Below are 19,998 nucleotides of genomic sequence, written 5' to 3' on the forward strand. Positions count from 1 at the left end.
GGGAGAACGACATGAACACCGAAATGTTGATTGGCTCGCGCTTTGAAGCGGGTACGGAGACGGAAGAAAACGTCCTCAATCCCAAGACCGGAGAGACCGTTCTCAAGCTGCCCGAGGCATCGCTAGGACAGATCGACGCTGCAGTCGCCGCAGCAGACAAGGCATTCAAGACCTGGTCACGCACCACACCCGCCGAACGTTCCAATTATCTCCTCAAAATCGCCGATGCGATTGAGCGAGACGCTGAAGGGTTCGCTACGCTGGAAGCGCTCAATTGCGGCAAGCCGATCAATGCTGTCATCAATGACGAGATTCCGGCCATCGTGGATTGTTATCGCTTCTTTGCGGGTGCAGTGCGTAATCTTCATGGACCGCTTGCCGCCGAATATATCCCGAACCACACATCGATGATCCGTCGTGATCCGGTTGGCATTGTCGGCTCCATCGCTCCTTGGAATTATCCTTTGATGATGATGGCATGGAAACTGGCGCCAGCCATTGCGGGCGGCAATACGGTGGTTTTCAAACCGTCCGAACAGACCCCGCTGACCGCGCTGAAAATGGCCAGGCTGCTGGCGGATATTCTGCCCGAGGGCGTCGTCAATGTCGTTCTGGGGCGCGGTGAAACCGTGGGCAATGCGCTGATCAACCATCCGCGGATCGACATGGTGTCGATCACTGGCGATGTCGCCACCGGAAAGAAGGTCTTGCAGGCCGCGGCCAAGACCGTGAAGCGCACTCATCTGGAGCTTGGCGGCAAGGCACCGGTCATTGTTTTCGACGATGCGGACATCGAGGCTGTTGTCAACGGTATCCGCACCTTCGGCTATTACAATGCCGGACAGGACTGCACCGCTGCCTGCCGCATCTATGCAGATGCACGCATTTACGACCGTTTCGTCGCTGACCTGTCGTCGGCCGTTTCCAGCATTCGCTACAATCTGGACGACGACAGCCAGAACGAGATCGGACCGCTCATCTCCCGCCGGCAGCGCGACCGCGTCGAAAGTTTTGTGGCTCGCGCTCGCGAGCACAAGCATATCGAAGTGACGACCGGCGGCAAGACATCGGGTGCCAATGGCTTCTACTTCGAGCCGACCGTCATTGCAGGTGCATTGCAGGAAGACGAGATCGTGCGACGCGAAGTATTCGGACCAGTCGTATCGGTGACGCGCTTCAGCGATGTCGATGAAGCCGTGCGATGGGCCAACGACAGTGATTACGGCCTTGCCTCGTCGGTCTGGACCAAGGATGTCAGCAAGGGCATGCAGGCCGCAGCCCGCCTGCAATATGGCTGCACATGGATCAACACCCACTTCATGCTGACAAACGAGATGCCGCATGGCGGCCTGAAACAGTCGGGCTACGGCAAGGACATGTCGATTTACGCGCTGGAAGATTACACTGCCGTGCGTCATGTCATGATAGCTCATTAGGGGAAATGCCGGGAAGTGAGAGGCATTGTTCGGAACGAGATGCGCACCCAAAACCAAAATAGTTAGGGCGTTGATCCGATTGTAACAGATCGACGCTCTAACGCTCGCGACGGATGTGTTGATCGGTGTGGATAGCGGCGGGTTCCGCTGCTATCCACAAGTCGTTAAGCGCGCATATCTGGTTTTGCCATGAATTTCATCAGATCAGAAGTATACTTATATCCGTGTGTAATTTTTCTGAGATTTAGTTAATTTATTATAAGTTTTATTTATATTATACCATTCTAAATTTGTGATAATTAAATTTAATTATGTATTAAGTATTCAATATTGTCATTATCTTCGTAATTATTTTGATAAATCGACGATGCACCTCAAGTGATATTCAAGGTATCCGCTTTGAAGACCGCTGAATAAAGTCGAAAAGTCAATCCGTGATGATATTTTCCAATGTTTCAGAGCCGTCGCGCTTTGCAGAAAATCAATAAGTAACACGTGTTGGACGGGTTCTGTATAGACATTGCATTGCCTGATCGTGCAGGAGGAGAGCCGCCGAAAGGCGGACCTCCTTATAGTTCAATGTGGAACCACACATTGCATTTGCGAGCGTTACAGTTCCCATGGCAAGGGAGGTAAGCAAAATTTGTCAGTTTTGAGACTATTGATCTGGTTAGTATTTTCAATTAAGCTATTGGTGGTTCTATTTAATAGATTTCTCCTATTTGTTAGGCGAGATTGAGTATCGTTATAGTTAAATATGGACCTTTCATGAAAATCATGAATTTGCTCCCGCGACATACCATCCCTAAATCTGGGACGTAAATTATTGGCGCGATAGTTTAGTTCTCTAGACAGAGACTCTACATCATTGTTGGCAACAGAATACTGATTCAGAAGTTTGCGGCGTTCATTGTGCAATTGATTTATATTCTTTTCAGGCACATGATCGCTGCCACTGCCACCCGGGGCATCGCCACCGCCACTGCCACCCGGGGCATCGCCACCGCCACTGCCACCGGGAGCATCGCCACCGCCACTGCCACTCGGGGCATCACCGCCGCCACTGCCGCTTGGAGCGTCACCGCTGCCACTGCCACTCGGGGCACCGCCACTTGGCTCGTCGGGTCTGGATTTTTTAGCAGGCGGTTCATCGCTGTCGACGTCTTTTGCGGCATCTTCCGCGCCATCCTTCAGAGCCCTGTCACCGGCTTTCTCGGCATCTTTTACCAGCGGTTCCTCATCGCCATCTGCCACCTCAGCTGCTTGAACGCCAACTCTAACTGCGTCATTCAACACCGGCGCCACGGGCCCTAATACTTTATCCTCGACATCCACTACATCTCTTTCAACTCTTCTTACATCTTTCCTTATCGCTTTAAATACACGGATATGCCCGGTTGGATCGGTGTTGTTGATTGGATCGCCCGCACAATAGGCATAGGGATTGATGCCGCCTTGACCGAAAGGACTAAGACTGTCGGGAGCTGTGAAGCGGCGCAATATGGGGCTGTAGAGCCGATATCCATTGCCCAGATGATAGCCGTCGAGGAGCACAGATTTGCGTTCGCCATTGTAACCAAGCAGGCTGGTATCGTCGGCATCAGTCGATTGCTCCCCATGCGGACCATAGGTCAGGGGGTGGGACGTATTGCTGCTGTCAACGCTGAGGATGGATCCGCTGGCATCAGCACCTGAAAGCCAAACACCTGCATTGCTGCCCGTGCGCACCTGAGCAAGATTGCCGCCCGGCCCGGCAACGAAACGCACGTTGTTGGCATCCTGGATTTGATTGACGAGCGTGGAGCCCCGATAGAACAGTTTGGTTCCATCTTCATCGATGAGGCGGCCCAGGGGGTCATGGGCCAGGTTCGATGTCTGGCCTGCTTTCGTGACAGACAGGAGCGCGCCGCAATTGATGCCGATATCGTAAGTAAATATACGCCCCTCGCCATCGTTCACAAGACACCCGGCTTCATCATAGATGAGCGTGGTGACAACGGGCATTGTGGTCACGCCGAAAGAACTCGTCTGTATATGGGTGACGGTTTTCAGTTGACACGGATCGGTAGCGTCGTAGGCGCAAAGCATTTGATCGTACGACTTGTCCTGATAGGTCGTGGAAAGTTGCGTGATGTTGTCGTATGGATCATAAGTGAACGTCTGTTTTTGTATGGCCAGTCCCTTGGAATCCTGGGCAGGCTCTGTGCCGCTGCAGTCATACTCAGTGAGACGATTGCGCGCGTCGTAAGTGTAGGTTTCAACGCGAACTGAGTTGCCATTGCGCTTCAATGTTTTGCCGGCAAGCTGATGGTTGACATTATAGGTGGACGTAAGGGACCAGCTATTTCCAGATGAGCTGCTGGTGACCGTCCGGGTGTCTTCACGATCAAGCGTGTCCCAAGCGAGCGTTGTGGTCAGGGTTGGTTTATTGCCGGTGGAAAGATCGGTCGCTTTCCAGCAATTGAGGCGGCCCAGCACATCATAAGACAGGTCAAGCTGGACATCCGTGTCAGCCACTTGTGTCGGGCGGCCATAGTGGTCACAATTCTTGATACTCCATGTAACGCCGGTCACATCGGTATAGCTTTTTGTCTTTCCTGCTGTGGTGTAGGCGTATGCGGTAGCAGCAGAACCACCCTGAGAGAAAGTTTCACTTTGAAGGCGGCCCGTTGCCTCAAATGTGTTGGAAATACTGGAGCTGCCTTGCGCGTTCGTACTCGTGGCGGTTTCCAGTGCTCCGGTCCATTTTTGGTAGGTCAGGGTTTTGCTGTCTGCGCCCGGACCGGTGTTACCTGTTACTGAACTGGACGCGATCTTTTTGCTGGCAAGCTTGCCACCCAATTCCGCTTGGTAGATATAGTCTACGGTTACGCCATAAGGCGAGGTGACAGAGGCTGGCGCAGTCAGGCTGCCGCAATCACTATCGTAGGCTGCTGTAAAGCTGCGGCCGCCTGAGGTCTGGCTGGTACAACGCCCTAACCCGTCCACAACACGCTTGCCCATCGAAACGCCATTCACACAGATATCAATCAGAATTTGCGCTGGAGAGTCCGGACTGTATGCGCGCGTCACCACAGTCGCGCTCGTCTCTCCATCCGCCTGCGGTAATGTCGTTTTGATGACCCGATCAAAAGCGTCGTAATCGTAGGTGGTTGTCCGACCGAGCTCGTCCGTGCTTGAGCGCAACCGGTTCCATCCGTCATATTTCTGGGTCACGGTGCTATAGGCTGATGCACCACTTGCAGCATCGGATGGATAAAGTGCGGTGTGGGTAGCGTATAGGGAGACATCCTGCGTCGAAACTGTTTTGCTGGTTTTCTTGTCGTCGTTCGTAGTATCTTCATACAAACTATCTTCATACACACTATACTTGGCTTTTGTCAGTGCAATGGGATCCATTGAGGCAAAATGCTGGATATTCAACGCAGTCGTGCAATCGGAATTGCCCCAGTCATCATAATTCGTGCTTGTTGTAATCTGGCCATAGAAGGTGGTGCTGGTAAGCAGATCAAAATCCTTGCTGGTTGTGCTCGTCAGGCGACCGGCATCATCATAACTGCGCGTTTGCATGACTTGCCAGTCCGAACCGCCCTTCAGCATTACCTGCCCGGTAAGGAAGCCACCCAGCCCATCCATTACGGTCTGGCCTTTATTGCCGAATGCATCGGTCGCCGTGATTGTATACGGGGCAGTACTATTGCCGATCACATAGTCGAACGAACGGGTATTTTCGTAATCCGTTCCAACGGCTGTTGTAGCAGCTACAACGCGGCCAAGCTTGTCATAACTTGCCTGCGAGACAACGCCGAGGGCGTTGACGATTTCCGTAACACGACCTGTAAACCGTGAAGCCGTTTGCTTCTGACTGGTGCCGATGCCGTCGTGTGTCGTGACGGTTGTGGTGCGCGTGATTGTAGGGTCAGAGGGCGTCGTTTTCATAACCGCAGTGGTCACATAACTATCGGAAGCCTCTCCTTGCGGATAATGGGTCTCAACTGTCTGCAAAAGCCGTCCGAATTCGCTGCTGGTGCTGTCATACGTATATTCTATTTTTGCCAGAAGCTGATTGCCGCTGAAATGCCGTTCTTCAGCCTTGAGGACGGCATAGCTGTCGAGGCCGGCTGTTGTCGCCTGGGCGGGAAAATTATACTTCTCATAACGATATTGCACCACGTGGTTCTGAACATCGCTGTAAGATGTGGTCGCCGGCGTGGTGGTTTGTGTTTTGATGAAACGGGGAATGTTGCTTGTGATATTGAAGGGATTGGGATCGGCCGGGCAGCCGAGGCCATTTTTGTCATCTTGATCTTCGCCAGACGGCTCGTAATAAGCGTAAGTGATCTGTCCCAACGAAACAGAGTTTTGGGCCGCATCCTGCTTGGTGGAACTTTGTGTCACCATGTTGCCGAAATCGTCATAGGTGAAACTGGCCGTTTCCTGGCGCGACTGGGTTACAATTTTGCCGTTTTCTGTTGTGGTGCGGCTCCAGGTCGTCGTGCTTGCCGTAGGGAACTGGTAATTGGCGGGCTGGCCAGTCACTGGAGTATTCGCGGTTGTGTTATACGTCGTGGATTTGGTGACCGAGCAGTCTTTTTTCTTCGTCACCTGTGAAATCATTTGGTGAAAGCGGTTATAGGTTCGCGTAATAGTCGCTTTCACCTGATCGGCATCAGTGAATGTTTCTGCTGATTGATACGTGTACTCGTTCGCACAGTTTAAAAGCGTGTCCTGTGATGCGTCCCAGGAAAAGACATTCGGCGCACCAAAACCAAGGAAATTGTTGCCGGTGCTGTCGGGATCATAATCATAGGTAAGCGTCAAATCGGGCTGTTGAGCCCCTCCACCTGGCTGGCGCGTGAACTGAGTGACATAAGGCAGCCTCAAATTTTGCATAGAGGTTGCATTCGTGGGAAAGCGGTGACCTGAGCTATAAGTGGCTGTTTCAATCAGACCGCCGGGGCTTGTCAGCTTGTATGCCCATTGGCCAGGCCACTTGGAGCCGAAGCCGGTATAATCTATTGCCCACTCCAAGGTCTTGTCTGACCCACCCAGTGCGTCACAACTCGCATTGAGCAAATAGCCATTATCAAATGATAGAGTGACATTGTATCCTTCTGTTGTTCCCGGCCGTACAGAAAGGACCGTCTGGAGACTGCTGGCATCAGGATACTTGATCGAAAGCAGAGATGTTCCTGCTTCATCCTGAATAGATTGCAAGCGCGGCGGGTTCTGGCTGTAATTCCAGCTCAGGGAGACATAACGGCCTTCAGGGGAGAATATCTTTCGCGTCACCTTGACGGCATTGGCAGTGCCCGGCCCGTCAAGAAGCTCAACCGTGCCGTTCTTGTAAAGGACTTTGTAGTTTTTGCCGTCATTCTGAAGCGAAACTGCCTGAAGCCTGTTTTGCTTCAGAATAAGATTCGTATCCGTATAATATTGTTCTCCACTCGATAACGACAACAGTGTCTGCTGCGTGTCATAACTGGACAGGCCAATCGAAAATCCAATGCCGAAACCCATATTGCCCGTATTCTGAGGCGAGTAACTCAGCCCTAGGGGAATACTGGGACCTAGCAAGTCATTGGCGTTCAATGTGCCGATCGCCAGGTTGATCGTATACTGCCCCATGCGCGGGTCGACGTTACCCGAAAGCGCCGAAGCAAAATTCGTCGCCCTCGTGTAAAACTGAGATGCTAGACTGGTCATGAAATTTTACCTTCAATATTGATGTAAATATAGAACTCACATGTATAAATTTACTGCATATAGTATATTGGAGTTCTGTTATGGATTAGATCATCTGACAATTGTATGAGGCGGCTTGAAGCCAAACGAAAAGGCCGAATCTCCGATATCAAGTCCGCTGACCGACTTCCGCTCAGCCATTATTCGCCTAGGTGCCTCAGCGCCCATGATCGATGTTGATGACGACGGTCTGAAGGATAGGCTGGCGTCATCGCGCGCATAAAACTCGTGCGATGACTGCTTTACAGGTCGTCCCTATCTACTTACAGGTATCAAGTGATACGGTTCGGGACCTCTATTTGGCATCCAGTTTGCTCTTAATGGCTTTATCGAAATAACCATTCGACCATTGCCGTACCTTCGTCATGTATCAGAGATGAACCAGACCGTGGTTCCCTTCTGGGGGTCCATCCCGGTGCTGGAATAAGCTCCCAAATAAACATTATAATAGCCACTATTTTCATCCGAAATGACTTGTGACATATCCACTGTCAGGTAAAGTTCTTCTTCTTGGTTGTATATTGCAAATGCTTGTGAAGGCCATATTGGTAAAAAGCTATATAATATGTTTTGTTGCCAGTTATACTGAATATCGGTAGAATAAAAAGACAATGTTAGGCTAGGAATTACAGGGTTACTGTTTCCATTTGGAATGTATTGGATTTCTGTTTCAATCATGTACTGGTTTGTTTGTACGTTATTTATATAAAATGAAAGAGAATTATAGGTATAATAATACCAACTGGAAGTATTAGGATTTGCAACTATACTGTCTTTGACGATAAGATTTTTTGTCGGCTGATTTCCATTCAATTGTAAGCATGCGTATAACCCCGCTGGGGTTTTCATGGACATGGAGCCTTTTCGGTGATAAGTATTAATAGCGCCGGGGGTGCCGGATGGAATGGCGATGGCCGTCCATGCGGGCGTGTTTGGAGGTGGGGCCGCCAGATCCGTATAGATCGGAAGAGCGACTGAAGGGGCAAAAGCCCCAGAATTTCCGAACGGATCATAAGCTGTAATGATATAGTCGCAAGTCATGTCAGTGAAATTTCCAGGCACATCACGTACAAGACTTGGGCTGAATATCAGCGTACCTCTTATGGTTTTGAGATTTGCCATAGTAATATCAATAGACATGTAATCTGTGTAGCCGGTAATTTTTATACCTTGTTGTGAATCGGCGTTCTGTGGCCATATATATGCTGTCGTATTGTAGCCATTTTTAGATTTATTAGCGTAAGGTGCAAAGCCAGGTGGATAATTTAATGCGATATTCAGCATTTCTACATTGGGATATATTCGATAGATAACAGATTCCTCTATATTTAAAGTAATTCCAAAATTATACTGACGCCATATCTGTGGAGAGAAATCTGTATAATTGGTTGGTGGGGTTGCCGAGAAGCTGTCAGTCTCACCATCGTGATATTTATGTTCCAGAGTGCAAGAAAAATCACCTGCTCCATACACTCGGGGAGATTGTGCTATAATTTCTTTTGGACCATTGTTGCCTAAATTAGACAATCCGTTCCTATAGTACTTAAGAAGATCACCATCAGTGGGCTGTATCTGAACGCCGAGCGCAAGAGTAGGTGGATTGGGGTTCGTTGCATTGCATAGAATATAGAACGTTACGCAACTTTGGGAGCTGTCATCAATTTGCCTCGACGAAGCCCCTGTACCTGGGGTTATAAAATCGTTGGCCGTTTGGGTTTGGGCCCAACTCTTGAAGTTCTGAAATTCAGGGGACGAAACAGGGTTATCAGGCGTTGGCGGTGTCGCTAGAAATAGTATTTCCATACCTGTATTATAGTCGATCAACCGGGTAGCTGAATTTAGGATGTCTTGAGGAGCGGAAGCTGGTATTGGTGCATTTCCCGGCCCATTTGAATAAGTAGGTGTGAACCAGACATCGACACGCACCATATTATAACCATTGGAATAGAGAGTTTGACTGTAATCTGGATCTATTTCAAGGTTAGTGACAGAATCCCATAACATGGCGCCGTCATTCAATTCGCGATATTTTTTAAACATTAGTTTCCAATCTGCTTTAATGAATTAATAATAATACTATAATATTAAGTATATTTTATTTCTGCATCGTAATAGTTTGATAGGCATCTTTATTTAAATATCTTCTCGTATTTTTAATACTAGCATGGTTTAATATTAGAGATAACTGTTATTAATTCGGGTTTCGATATAGTGAACGCGCACTGTAACTCTACTCGCATAAAGCCGACCTTGGTATCGCGGTGCTTCGGATCAGAGCTTCAACCGCGAACTGCATTTGAAATGAAATGCGGCTTTCCGATCAGGCGCTGACATAGAGTATGGCAGCATCTACGATCATTCATCAATATTGTTGAACGATATCTTCCATGTTAGAACTTGTCCGTCATAGAATACGCGGTGGCGTATCGTGGCGATCCAAACGCAAGAGAACGACAGAGCGCTTCATGAAGATAAATTCGATCGCGCCGCGGCCTGCCGATGCCGCTGCTCGCATGGCCGTCAAACCAGTGATCTGTTATCCGGTCGATACGCTGCCACGACCTGATCTCGATGCCTATCGCGCCCTTCGCGACAAACTTGTTCTTGTCGAGCGCATCACCGTGCAGCCGAGGGATGCAGAGTGCTGGTCCGTTCCGGCCGGGCATTTCTGCCGTATCGTATGCAGCGAGGGACCGCAGGTCGGTGATCTCAACCTGTTCAATGCGGACGACCTCAACGAGAAATTCTATAGCGGCAAGACGCGCGCGCTCAACGGAACCCATGTGGGGCTGGGAGACCAGCTGTTCTCCAGTTTTCCTTACTTGCGTCCGATGGCCACCATCACTCACGACAGTCTGGACTGGTATGGTTTCGACGAATTTGGCGGTGCGGTGCATGACGTGATCGGCACGCGCTGCGATCCTTATACCAATAATCTTCTGAGTCATGGCGGGCAGTACCATCACTGCTGCCATTCCAACCTTACGCGCGCTTTTGCGAAGCAGACGGGCAAGCCGCTGCACGAGGCCGAAACCTATATTCACGACGTGCTCAATGTGTTCATGTGCACGGGCTTCACCCGGGATACTGGGCAATATTTCATGAAGGCAAGCCCTGTGCGACCGGGCGACTATCTGGAATTCTTTGCCGAGATCAATCTTCTTGGCTGTCTGTCAGCCTGTCCCGGGGGAGACTGTTCGGCGGAACATTCTTCCGATACTGCCGCCTGCTATCCGATGGTGGTAGAGATTTACAAGCCAGAACGTCTGCCGGAAGGCTGGGCGGCGCCCGCTCTCAACGGATATGATCGCACACACGGTTTCTGAACCAATAGCAGATCAACAAAAACGCCGCGATCAATCGCGGCGTTTTCTTTCGATTGCGGAGAATTCGACGCTTCAGTCGGCGGGAGCGTAACTGCCATCTTCGCGGTGCACTTCATTGCCAGCCAGCGGTGGCGTGAAAACGCAGACCAGCACGAGGTCGCCCTTGGTGGCGCGCAGAATATGCGGGTCGTTTTCGTTCAGCGCATAGATGGTGCCGGGGCGGATCGGAAACACTTCGCCGCTCAGCTTGTGTTCGACTTCGCCTTCACCGGAAAAACAATAATTGGTTTCGAAGTGGTTCTTGTAGTGCAGGTGCAGTTCAGCGCCTTCCTTGACGCGGGTCTCGTGGACCGAATGGCCCATGCCGTCGTCACGCACGATCATGCGGCGGCTTTCCCAACCGGGTCCGGAAGCATCGCGTGCGGTGCCTGCGATTTCATCGGATGTCACGACAATCATAGTATTCTCCTCATTTCAGTGTCAAAAAAGGCTGTTAAAACTTGGCGGCCAGCGGCTCGAGTACTTCTGCGATGGCCAGTAGCGTCTCGTCCTCGCCGCGCAGTCCGGTCAGCATGAGACCGGCAGGGTGCTTCCCGATTGGTAGCGATATGCTGGGCAGATCAAGACGATTGGCGAATTCTGTCAGCGAGAATGCACGCCGGTTGAGCGCCAGATAGGTTTCCTCGTCTGCAAGCGTGGCCAAGGCGGGCGGCAGCATAGGAACGGTCGGCAGAATGAAACCGTCAAAACCCTCGATTTCCGCGTCGAACTGCTCACGGCAGGCAGCAAGGGCGTTCAATGCATTCACATAGAGATAGGCGGGATTTTCCCGACCTTTTTGAATGCGCGTTCCGACCAAGGGATCGTAACTGTCGAAATCGACGGCGAGCCGCTCGCGATGAAGCGCGTAAGCCTCGGCACCGATCATCCCGCCATCGACGGCAATCCTGGCACTCTCGATCAAGCTTGGAAGTTCGATATCCTGGACGACAATTCCTGCTGCTTCCAGAGCGGACCGGCAAGCCCCGAAAAGATCTTCAACGGTATTGTCGAGAGCGGTTTCCGAAAGCAGGCGGGGAACTGCCAGTCTTATCTGCTTTGAGCGCCGCGGTTTCCTTGCCGGGATGCCGGTGGCAACATCATCGATCAGGCGACAATGGGCGACGGAAGTGCTGATGATCCCCGGCACGTCAAAGCTGGTCGACAACCAGTGCATTCCATCGGTTTCGTAGCGTCCGCGGCTTGGTTTGAAGCCCACGACGCCACAGAAAGCCGCTGGAATGCGCGCTGAACCGCTGGTATCGGAGCAGATGGCGAAATCGCTATATCCGCGCGCGACGGCCACCGCTGCACCAGAACTAGAGCCGCCGGCGATTGCCTCTCCGGCAGGGTCGAGCGGTGTGCGTGGCGTGCCGAAATGTGTGTTGACCCCCAGCGCGCCATAAGCGAATTCGGTCATGTTTGTCTGCGCGAGCAGTGTTGCGCCACCCATGCGAAGCCTGCGCACCAGAGCGGCGCTTGCACTTGCAGGAGCCGCCTCTTGTAACGCTTTCGAACCACAGCTTGTCACCCAGCCTTCTGTGTCGAAGCAGGCCTTGACCGTCATCGTCAGTCCTGCAAGCGGCGGGAGTTCACGATTGGTTTCACTGAGCGCTTGCCAATGGCCGAGCTCGGTGCGGGCCGCCTCGAACCGCCGGTTGAGAAAAATCTCTCGCGCATCCCAGTCCCGCGCCGCGTAGTCGGACAGCGCCAGGTCGAGCTTTTCAACCCGGTTGCAAGCCATGGCAGATCCCAATCCGGATTTGTCTTGCGGATCGTGTTTCATAAAGCATGTCCCGTTAGAGCATAATCCGACCGAAGTGAAACGAGGATCGATAAGATTATGCTTGAAATATAAGAGGTTAGAGCGCCGATCTGCTTCAATCGAAGCGAAACGCGCTCTATCGCAATCGGCTGCGATCAGTTCCGGACCAATGCCGTCAGCATTTTCTCTGAATCCGCCAGATAGTTCTCAAGCTGATCGGCGGCGGCTTCGCAGTCACCCGCTGCGATGAGGCGGCAGATTTCGGCTTCTCTTTTCAACCAAGGTTCATGGAAAGCCTGTTCGTTGCCGGTGACGAAAACCAGACGCAGCTGGGTCACGAGCAGGGAGAACATCTGATCGAAGATAGGACTACCATGCAGCGATACGATTTCCTGGTGAAAGAGAAGGCTCTGGCGGGCCACCGCCGTCCAGTCCGCGCGGGCGGTCGCTTCACTTTCATTGCGGATCACCTCGTTGAGCCTTTCCAGCCAGTCGGCGGGAACCGAGTTTCGCCCACGGAGTGCGCCGAGCTCGACGACCCGGCGCACCACGAAGATGTCGCGAATGTCCGTTTCCGTTAGCCTTTTCACGCGGACGCTCTTGTTCGGCTCCTGCGAGACCAGTCCCTGCTGGCGCAGAAGCTGCATGGCTTCGCGCAGGGTGTTGCGCGATACATCGTAGACATTGATCAGTTCGGCCTCGATCAGGCTCGTGCCGCTCAACAGGCGGCCTTTGAGAATGTCGTCGCGTATGGCATTGGCGACGCGAATGAATGCGGGATCACGAAGGGTGGCAGGCTGGTTCATGTGTCAGACCGTCATATTCTTCAGGAAAGGTTTCAGCTGCGGATAGATACCGGATTTGAGTTTATCCGGCGTATCGTCGCAGACGACCTTGCCCGCGTCCATAAAGAGAATTCTGTCGGAGACTTCGAAAGCGAAGTTCATTTCGTGGGTTACGATGACCATCGTCACGCCTTCGCTTGCGAGCGAGCGGATAGCGCCCAGCACTTCCTCGACGGTTTCCGGGTCGAGTGCCGAAGTGGGTTCATCGAACAGAATGATGCTTGGCGACATCATCAGGGCGCGAGCGATTGCAACGCGCTGCTGCTGACCGCCCGAAAGCTGGTGCGGATATTTTTCCGCATGGGCGGCCATGCCCACCTTGTTCAGATAATGAAAGGCTTGCCGCTCAAGGTCGGCTCGCGCACCGATCTTGTGGTACAGAGGCGCGAGGAGCATGTTTTCAAGCACAGTCTTGTGATTGAAAAGATTGAAGCTCTGGAACACCATGCCGACATCGCGGATCAGGGAAACGTCTTCCCGGAAGACATGCTTGCCCGATTGCGTCAATTCGGCCGAGATGAACGGCGAGCCGTGCAGTTTTACTTCACCGGCATCGAGACGTTCCAGTCCGTTGAGCAGGCGAATGAAGGTCGTCTTGCCCGAGCCCGAACGACCGATGATGGAGATGACCTCACCGGATTTCACCGTCAGGCTGACGCCCTTCAACACTTCATGCGAACCATAGGCCTTGCGAAGTTCAGTTGCTTCCAGGGCAATGGTGTCGGCTTGCTGGGATTTGCCTTGCGCGCGATCGACGGGAGCTTCAGTGCCGGACAGTTTTGCCGCAACCTCCTGTGGCGACAAGGTGCGTGCCTTCTGACCGCGCCGTATCACATCCGAGCGGCGTTCCAGCATTGAAAGACCGCGATCAAACAGCGTGACGATGAGGACGTAGAAGAAGGCGACGACGGTGAGCGTCTCGAGCACCAGAAAATTCTGCGTATAGAGCCGCTGGCCGACAAGCAGGATTTCGGCAAGCGAAATGACGGAAACCAAAGAGGTAAGCTTGACGATGGTGACGAGTTCATTCGACATTGCGGGTAATGAAACCCGGATTGCCTGTGGAACGACGATCAGGCGCTGGATACCGAGGAAGCTCAGACCCAGCGCACGCCCCGCCTCGATCTGGCCTTTATGAATGGCGAGCAAACCACCCCGATGGATTTCTGCCATATAAGCGGTTTCACTGATGACAAGCGCGATCAGGCCAGCCGCGAAAGCATTCGACAGGAGGGTGCGAAGGACCGGAAAGACCTGCGGCAGGCTGTAGATGAAAATCAGCAGTACCAGAAGCGGAAGGCTTCGGAAGAACCAGATATAGGCCCGCGCGGGACCGTTGATCACCGACCATGATGATTGCTTTGCCAGTGCCAGACCGAAGCCCGCAATCGCCGCCAGAAGCCAACTCAGCAGGCTGAGCTTGATCACAACCCAGCTCGCCTCCCAGAAATCCCGGTCTGCAAGCAGACCGAGCGCGTAATGCCAATCGTAGTTCAAGCGAAGCCTCCCGTTTCGGCCATGCAGAGGGAAATGGGGCCAGTCCGCCCCGCTTCCGGTTTATTGAGCCGTGGAAACGACCGCTTTGATTTCATCGTCGGTGACAGGCTCCATGCCATAGGTTTTGACGAGCGCGTCATAGGAACCATCCTTTCGCATCTGGGCGAAGGCATCGTTCATGGCATTGAAAAGCTCTTTGTTCTGCGGGGTGGTGGCTACACCCACCATGATCGGATAGATGAGCGCACTGGATGTAACGGCATAATCGTCGGGGAACTTCTTCAGCAGTTCGGCAGCAACGACATTATCCATGAATTCCACGTCGACCGAGCCGCTGCGCAATGCCTGCGTGACCTGCGCATCTGTATCGAATTCGCGTGTCTCGATGGCGCCGAGATTGTTCTTGGCGCAATAATCTTCCGACAGTGCCTTCAGCTTCGGGAGCCAGGACGCTCCTTGCATCGACCCGATGATCTTGCCGCACAGCTCCTTTTCGTTCGCCGGGCGGAACTTGGCGTCCTTCAGCACGAGCAGGGACGAGCCAGCCTTGATGTAGGGGATGAAGTTGAGAATCTTCTGCCGCTCAGGCGTAACGTAAAGCGCCGATGCAATGACGTCGAAATGGTTGGCGCGTGCACCGGTGATGAGGCTGGTGAAGCGCGTGTCCTTGAACTCTGCAGCAAGCCCAAGCTGCTTTGCCACCCCTTCCATCAGTTCAACATCGAAACCTGCCGGCTTGCCGTCCTTCATGTAGACGAAGGGAGGATAGGTCAGGTCAGATCCGACCGACAGTGTGTTTTCCTTCACGGTTTGAGGCGCGGCTGCGGCCTCATGTGGTGCCAACGCAACGACGGCAAATGTGGCGGCGAGCAAGGCTGATTTCAGTTCAGTCACGCGTTTTGAGATTGTCGGAGCAGGCATATCGTTCCCTTTTTTGTTCAATAATATTGTTGAACAATTAAGAGATGGGCCGTGCGATGTCAATATGTCTTCACGCGGGAGCGATGAAGACACGTATGCTCATCTCTTCCGATGCGATTAGGCGGTATCGGAGTTTCATTTCCCGGAACTGGTTTCCAAAACTGGTCTTGGCAAGTTTTGCAGACTTTTGAAGGGTAGCTTTTCGCCAGAGCGCTCCCAGTTAAAGCGGAGTCGCTGAAACCGCCCTAAGTATTTGGTTCATTGCATTTGCCTCACGCAAAACCGCTCCGCACTTTTGCTGGAAATGCTTTAACTTTCGAAGTCACCAAAAATATCCTGGAGACGGGTCAGGCTCTGCACTCTTTCATCCACCTGACTACCGAGCTGTATGATGATATGCGAAAGCATGAGGTCCATGATGGCAGTCATCGTTGCGGCACCGTCCCAAAGTGGACCGTGAGAACCGGGTACGATCAGCGCAATATCGGCCACCTCGCTTGCCCATGGGCAAAATTCATCGGTAAAAAGTATCACTTTTACGCCCATTCGGCGCGCTTCAATGGCTAGAGGGCGGGCTTTTGACGCGAAACGGCGGACATCGTGCAGAAACAGAACGCGGTTTTCCCTGGAGCCATCCAGGACTTCTGCATAGGTGCCGTTCAGCCCGTCCATGAAGGACACTCCCGGACGCGAATAGGAGAGCTGTGACGCAAAATATTGCGCGATGCCGCGCACATTCTGATAGGCTGCAACATAGACCTCGCTTGCCCCGATCAGTGCGTCGATGGTCTCCTGCCATTCAGGACGGGTAGTCAGCTCGTAGACGGTGCCGAGATTCTCGATCTGCTGTTGCACCAGACCGGCAAGCAGTTTGCCTTCGCGAAAATCCTGCTGGAGCCGGGCAACCGGCCCCTTGACCTGCCATGCGGGGTTGGAACGACCGCGCCTTAATGCTGTTTTTAACTCCTCCAGCCCGTCGAAGCCGAGCCGTCGCAAATAGCGGCCGACCGTCATCTGAGAAATGCCAAGACGCTCGGCGATGGACTTTGCCGTTTCGAATGGCAGTTCTGCCAGATTACGCTCGATATAGCTTGCGATCAGCTTGTCGGCCTTGGATTTGCGTAATTCCGCACTTTGGAGACGTATGAGAATTTCTTTAGACAAACTTACCCCTCCCGCTTTGGCTCCGACCCTGATGATGAAGACCGGAGCCAGCACAACAGCTTATTGCGCTGTTTTTACCTTTGTCCATGCCCGGTCGAGCTGGCGCACGCCGGAACCCAGATCCTCGAAGATCTGGAGCCGTTTCATCGTTTCGTCTGTCGGATTGATTTCCGTGCTGTTCTTGATGTTGTCAGGTGTCAGCTGACGTGCCGGCACATTGGGCGTGCCGTTGGTCTGTTGGGCTACGTTGAGCGCGGCGATTTCTGGGCGCGTGTAAAACTGCATGAACTTGATGGCATTGTCCTTGTTAGGAGCTGTTTTGAGAACGCACATATCTTCCTGGTACATGGTCGCACCTTCTTCCGGAATGACGTAACCCAAATCTTTCGGATTGCCTAAGACATCCACCATGCTGCCGATAAAATAATGCGCGGCGGCAACGTCGCCCGCGCCGACCATGGGACGGGAATCATAGGTGAAAGCAGCCACATACGGTTTCATTTCGATGACGGTGTCTGCGGCCTGCTGAAGTTGCTTCGGGTCGGTGGAGTTTACGGAGTTTCCGTTGAGAAGAAGCCCAACACCCAGCACCTCACGCATGTCATCGAGAAGCGTGATCTTGAGACCCTTTTCCTTGACCGTCGCAAGCAGATCCTTCCAGCCGGTCACGTCCTTGCCGAGCACGCGACGGTTATAGAGAATGCCCACCGTGCCGAAGGCGTAAGGCAGGCAATATTCTCCGTTGGGGTCGCTTTTGGCGCGCAGAAAGCGCGGGTCGATGTTCTTGAAGCCCTCATATGTATTGATATCGGTTTTCGCAAGCAGATCGAGCTTGGCCATGATGTCCTGCATATGCACGGACGGAAACACGATATCGTAACCGCTGGCGCCACCCTGAATCTTGGCCAGCATTTCCTCATTGGAGGAGTAGGTCGATAGATTGACCTTGACCTTGGTCTCTTCTTCGAATTTCTGAAGCACCGCAGGATTGATGTATTCGCCCCAGTTATAGATGTTCAATTCATCTGCAAAGCTATTGCCTGCAGACATGCCCAGAACGGTGAGCGCAATCAATCCAAGGCGCGGAACGGCACCATTGAAGATCGTCATTGTAGTTCCCCTTGTCATATTTTTCCCCGCAGCCCGCTTTCATTTCTCTGCCTTGGCAGGGATGCAAAGTACGGTCTTCGAGGCGTTGACTTGTACTGGAAAATGATATCAACATAACCAAATCACGCAAGAGTTAATTAAATAACATTTCGGGGAACGAAAATGCGGGATGCGATTGTACGGCTGGTTTCCGCGGCCAAGACCTTTGCGAGTCCAGAAGGCGGCGAGGTCAAGGCACTGGACGGTATCGATCTGGATATCGGCCGTAATGAATTCATCACTTTGCTGGGCCCGTCGGGCTGCGGCAAGACGACTTTGCTACAGGCGATCAGCGGGTTCGCTGCGTTGGATGCCGGACGGATCGAGATCGACGGCGTCGACATGACGGATCGTCCACCTTATCGCCGCCCGGTCAATACGGTCTTTCAGAACTATGCGTTGTTTCCGCATATGAGTGTGGGGCAGAACGCCGGATATGCTCTGGAAGTCGCCGGTATCGGCAAGGCGGAGCGCACGGAGCGTGTCAGGGCTGTTTTGCAGATGGTGGGGCTGGCTGGTTTGGAGGCCCGCCTGCCGCGACAGCTCTCGGGTGGCCAGCAGCAACGTGTGGCTCTGGCCCGGGCCATCGTGGCCCGCCCTAAGGTGCTGTTGCTCGATGAGCCGCTGTCTGCACTTGATAAGAACCTGCGCGAGGCGATGCAGTTCGAACTGAAGACCTTGCAGCACGAACTGGGCATTACCTTCATCTTTGTCACGCACGACCAGCAGGAAGCGCTGACAATGTCGGATCGGGTGGCGGTACTCTCGAACGGGCGCATCCAGCAACTGGACGCGCCGCGGGTTGTGTATGATCGCCCGGTCAATGCCTTCGTCGCCAATTTCGTTGGTGCGAGCAATCTTCTGGAAGGACAAGTCGACGCCAACGGCTTTGTGCTGACGGATGGAACGGTTCTGCAGCACGATGGTGAAGACAAAGCCAAAGGCAGGGGCACCGCACTTCTGCGTCCAGAAAATTTCTCGCTTATCGCGCGCAATGAAAGACATGGGGCGCTTGATGTCACGCTCGACCAGATTGCCTTTATCGGTTCGTCTTTCGAATTGCTCGGACACCTCGCTTCTGGGCGCAAGCTGACGGCGCAGATTCCGGCGGTGGACCGAAACTCGGTCAATGATCTGCAGCCGGGGCAGGCCGCGCGCTGGTATTACGATCCGGCCACAGTCCATCTTCTTTGCGAAGAGGAGGCTGCGTGATGAACCTCGCGAGCTTGCGGCGTCTTCAGCTGGCAGTTCTTCTCGGACCGGCGACGCTGTTCCTGATCGTTTTCTTCGCCATTCCGCTCGCGATCATGGTGGTAACGAGCTTTCTCGCACCTGGCCTTTATGGTGGTGTCGAATGGGAGTTCTATCCTCATAATTTCGGGCGTATCCTCGGTTTTGCGGATCCGGCATTTGAGGAATTCGACCCGATCTATCTGGCGATTTTCTTCCGCTCGGTGAGGATCGCCATCGTGACGGTCATTGCCGCATTGCTGGTCGCTTATCCGGCCGCCTTTTATATCAGCAGGCTTCCCGACAAGTGGAAGAACTTCTGCATCTTCCTCATTACCTTGCCATTCTTCGCCAGCCTGATTGTGCGGCTGTTCGTATGGGTGATGATCCTGCGCCCGACAGGGTTGCTCAACGAGACCTTGATGTCGCTCGGCATTATCTCGCGTCCCCTCGACATGATCTATACCGACGGCGCTATCGTGCTGGGCATGGTCTATGTGTTCCTGCCGTTCATGTTCATGCCTGTCTATGCAAGCATTGAAAAGCTGGACTGGCGTCTGGTGCAGGCGTCGCTTGATCTGGGGGCCGGCCCGGTGCGGACATTCTTCCGGATTGTCCTGCCGCTGACCACGCCCGGCATTGCTGCCGGTTCGGTAATTGTCTTCATTCCTGCGCTCGGAAACTTTGTCGTGCCTGCAGTGCTGGGCGGAGCCAAGGTGATGATGCTCGGCAATCTGATCGAAGGACAGTTCCTGTCGGCGCGCAATTGGCCGTTCGGGTCGGCGCTCGCGATGATGGTGATGGCCGTCATGTTGCTGCTGCTGTTTGGCTATGTGCTCTTTACGAACCGGCGCAATGCCGCCGAAGCGTTGTCGCGGTAA

Annotated in this window: 13 protein-coding genes; 4 read left to right on the top strand and 9 right to left on the bottom strand. The window is 53.0% G+C overall.

Annotated features, from left to right (window positions below):
- The first annotated feature begins 11 nt into the window (after window positions 1-11).
- A complete protein-coding gene (locus OANT_RS14480; protein ID WP_011982545.1) occupies window positions 12-1,436 on the top strand; it encodes a gamma-aminobutyraldehyde dehydrogenase in 1,425 nt (474 codons plus the stop codon).
- Window positions 1,437-2,045: 609 nt separating this feature from the next.
- On the opposite strand, the gene OANT_RS14485 is transcribed toward OANT_RS14480, so the two are convergent.
- Window positions 2,046-7,142, bottom strand: coding sequence for an RHS repeat-associated core domain-containing protein (locus OANT_RS14485; protein WP_011982546.1), 5,097 nt, complete (start codon window positions 7,140-7,142; stop codon window positions 2,046-2,048).
- A gap of 402 nt (window positions 7,143-7,544) precedes the next feature.
- On the bottom strand, window positions 7,545-9,221 hold the full coding sequence (locus tag OANT_RS26480) for a hypothetical protein (protein WP_011982547.1): 1,677 nt from the start codon (window positions 9,219-9,221) through the stop codon (window positions 7,545-7,547).
- A gap of 425 nt (window positions 9,222-9,646) precedes the next feature.
- Here OANT_RS26480 and OANT_RS14490 point away from each other — a divergent pair, with 425 nt between their 5' ends.
- The gene (locus tag OANT_RS14490) at window positions 9,647-10,507 is read left to right on the top strand and encodes an urea carboxylase-associated family protein (RefSeq protein ID WP_011982548.1); all 861 of its coding nucleotides are present in this window, start codon (window positions 9,647-9,649) and stop codon (window positions 10,505-10,507) included.
- 72 nt (window positions 10,508-10,579) lie between these two features.
- Here OANT_RS14490 and OANT_RS14495 read toward each other — a convergent pair whose 3' ends face one another.
- From OANT_RS14495 to OANT_RS14525, 7 genes are all read right to left on the bottom strand, one after another.
- Entirely contained in the window at window positions 10,580-10,966 is a 387-nt protein-coding gene (locus tag OANT_RS14495) for an ectoine synthase (protein ID WP_010660497.1), read from the bottom strand.
- Between the two features lie 34 nt (window positions 10,967-11,000).
- On the bottom strand, window positions 11,001-12,332 hold the full coding sequence (locus OANT_RS14500) for an amidase (protein ID WP_011982549.1): 1,332 nt from the start codon (window positions 12,330-12,332) through the stop codon (window positions 11,001-11,003).
- A 134-nt stretch (window positions 12,333-12,466) separates the two neighbouring features.
- On the bottom strand, window positions 12,467-13,117 hold the full coding sequence (locus tag OANT_RS14505; protein WP_011982550.1) for a GntR family transcriptional regulator: 651 nt from the start codon (window positions 13,115-13,117) through the stop codon (window positions 12,467-12,469).
- Window positions 13,118-13,120: 3 nt separating this feature from the next.
- Entirely contained in the window at window positions 13,121-14,653 is a 1,533-nt protein-coding gene (locus tag OANT_RS14510) for an amino acid ABC transporter permease/ATP-binding protein (protein ID WP_011982551.1), read from the bottom strand.
- Window positions 14,654-14,713: 60 nt separating this feature from the next.
- Window positions 14,714-15,574, bottom strand: coding sequence for an ABC transporter substrate-binding protein (locus OANT_RS14515; RefSeq protein WP_010660493.1), 861 nt, complete (start codon window positions 15,572-15,574; stop codon window positions 14,714-14,716).
- A 309-nt stretch (window positions 15,575-15,883) separates the two neighbouring features.
- Window positions 15,884-16,738, bottom strand: coding sequence for a MurR/RpiR family transcriptional regulator (locus OANT_RS14520; RefSeq protein ID WP_010660492.1), 855 nt, complete (start codon window positions 16,736-16,738; stop codon window positions 15,884-15,886).
- 60 nt (window positions 16,739-16,798) lie between these two features.
- Window positions 16,799-17,848, bottom strand: a complete 1,050-nt coding sequence (locus OANT_RS14525) for a polyamine ABC transporter substrate-binding protein (RefSeq protein ID WP_036588306.1) — start codon at window positions 17,846-17,848, stop codon at window positions 16,799-16,801.
- A gap of 162 nt (window positions 17,849-18,010) precedes the next feature.
- On the opposite strand from OANT_RS14525, the gene OANT_RS14530 reads away from it, so the two are divergent.
- Both OANT_RS14530 and OANT_RS14535 read left to right on the top strand, forming a co-directional pair.
- Window positions 18,011-19,099, top strand: a complete 1,089-nt coding sequence (locus tag OANT_RS14530) for an ABC transporter ATP-binding protein (RefSeq protein WP_011982553.1) — start codon at window positions 18,011-18,013, stop codon at window positions 19,097-19,099.
- Entirely contained in the window at window positions 19,099-19,998 is a 900-nt protein-coding gene (locus tag OANT_RS14535) for an ABC transporter permease (RefSeq protein WP_011982554.1), read from the top strand. The genes OANT_RS14530 and OANT_RS14535 overlap by 1 nt, the downstream gene beginning before the upstream one ends.

Origin of the sequence: Brucella anthropi ATCC 49188 (assembly GCF_000017405.1) — a bacterium.
Lineage (GTDB): Bacteria > Pseudomonadota > Alphaproteobacteria > Rhizobiales > Rhizobiaceae > Brucella > Brucella anthropi.

Coding starts and splice junctions, on each gene's coding strand:
- OANT_RS14480 (WP_011982545.1), top strand. CDS start 12: ATGAACACCGAAATGTTGATTGGCTCGCGCTTTGAAGCGGGTACGGAG.
- OANT_RS14485 (WP_011982546.1), bottom strand. CDS start 7,142: ATGACCAGTCTAGCATCTCAGTTTTACACGAGGGCGACGAATTTTGCT.
- OANT_RS26480 (WP_011982547.1), bottom strand. CDS start 9,221: ATGTTTAAAAAATATCGCGAATTGAATGACGGCGCCATGTTATGGGAT.
- OANT_RS14490 (WP_011982548.1), top strand. CDS start 9,647: ATGAAGATAAATTCGATCGCGCCGCGGCCTGCCGATGCCGCTGCTCGC.
- OANT_RS14495 (WP_010660497.1), bottom strand. CDS start 10,966: ATGATTGTCGTGACATCCGATGAAATCGCAGGCACCGCACGCGATGCT.
- OANT_RS14500 (WP_011982549.1), bottom strand. CDS start 12,332: ATGAAACACGATCCGCAAGACAAATCCGGATTGGGATCTGCCATGGCT.
- OANT_RS14505 (WP_011982550.1), bottom strand. CDS start 13,117: ATGAACCAGCCTGCCACCCTTCGTGATCCCGCATTCATTCGCGTCGCC.
- OANT_RS14515 (WP_010660493.1), bottom strand. CDS start 15,574: ATGCCTGCTCCGACAATCTCAAAACGCGTGACTGAACTGAAATCAGCC.
- OANT_RS14525 (WP_036588306.1), bottom strand. CDS start 17,848: ATGACGATCTTCAATGGTGCCGTTCCGCGCCTTGGATTGATTGCGCTC.
- OANT_RS14530 (WP_011982553.1), top strand. CDS start 18,011: ATGCGGGATGCGATTGTACGGCTGGTTTCCGCGGCCAAGACCTTTGCG.
- OANT_RS14535 (WP_011982554.1), top strand. CDS start 19,099: ATGAACCTCGCGAGCTTGCGGCGTCTTCAGCTGGCAGTTCTTCTCGGA.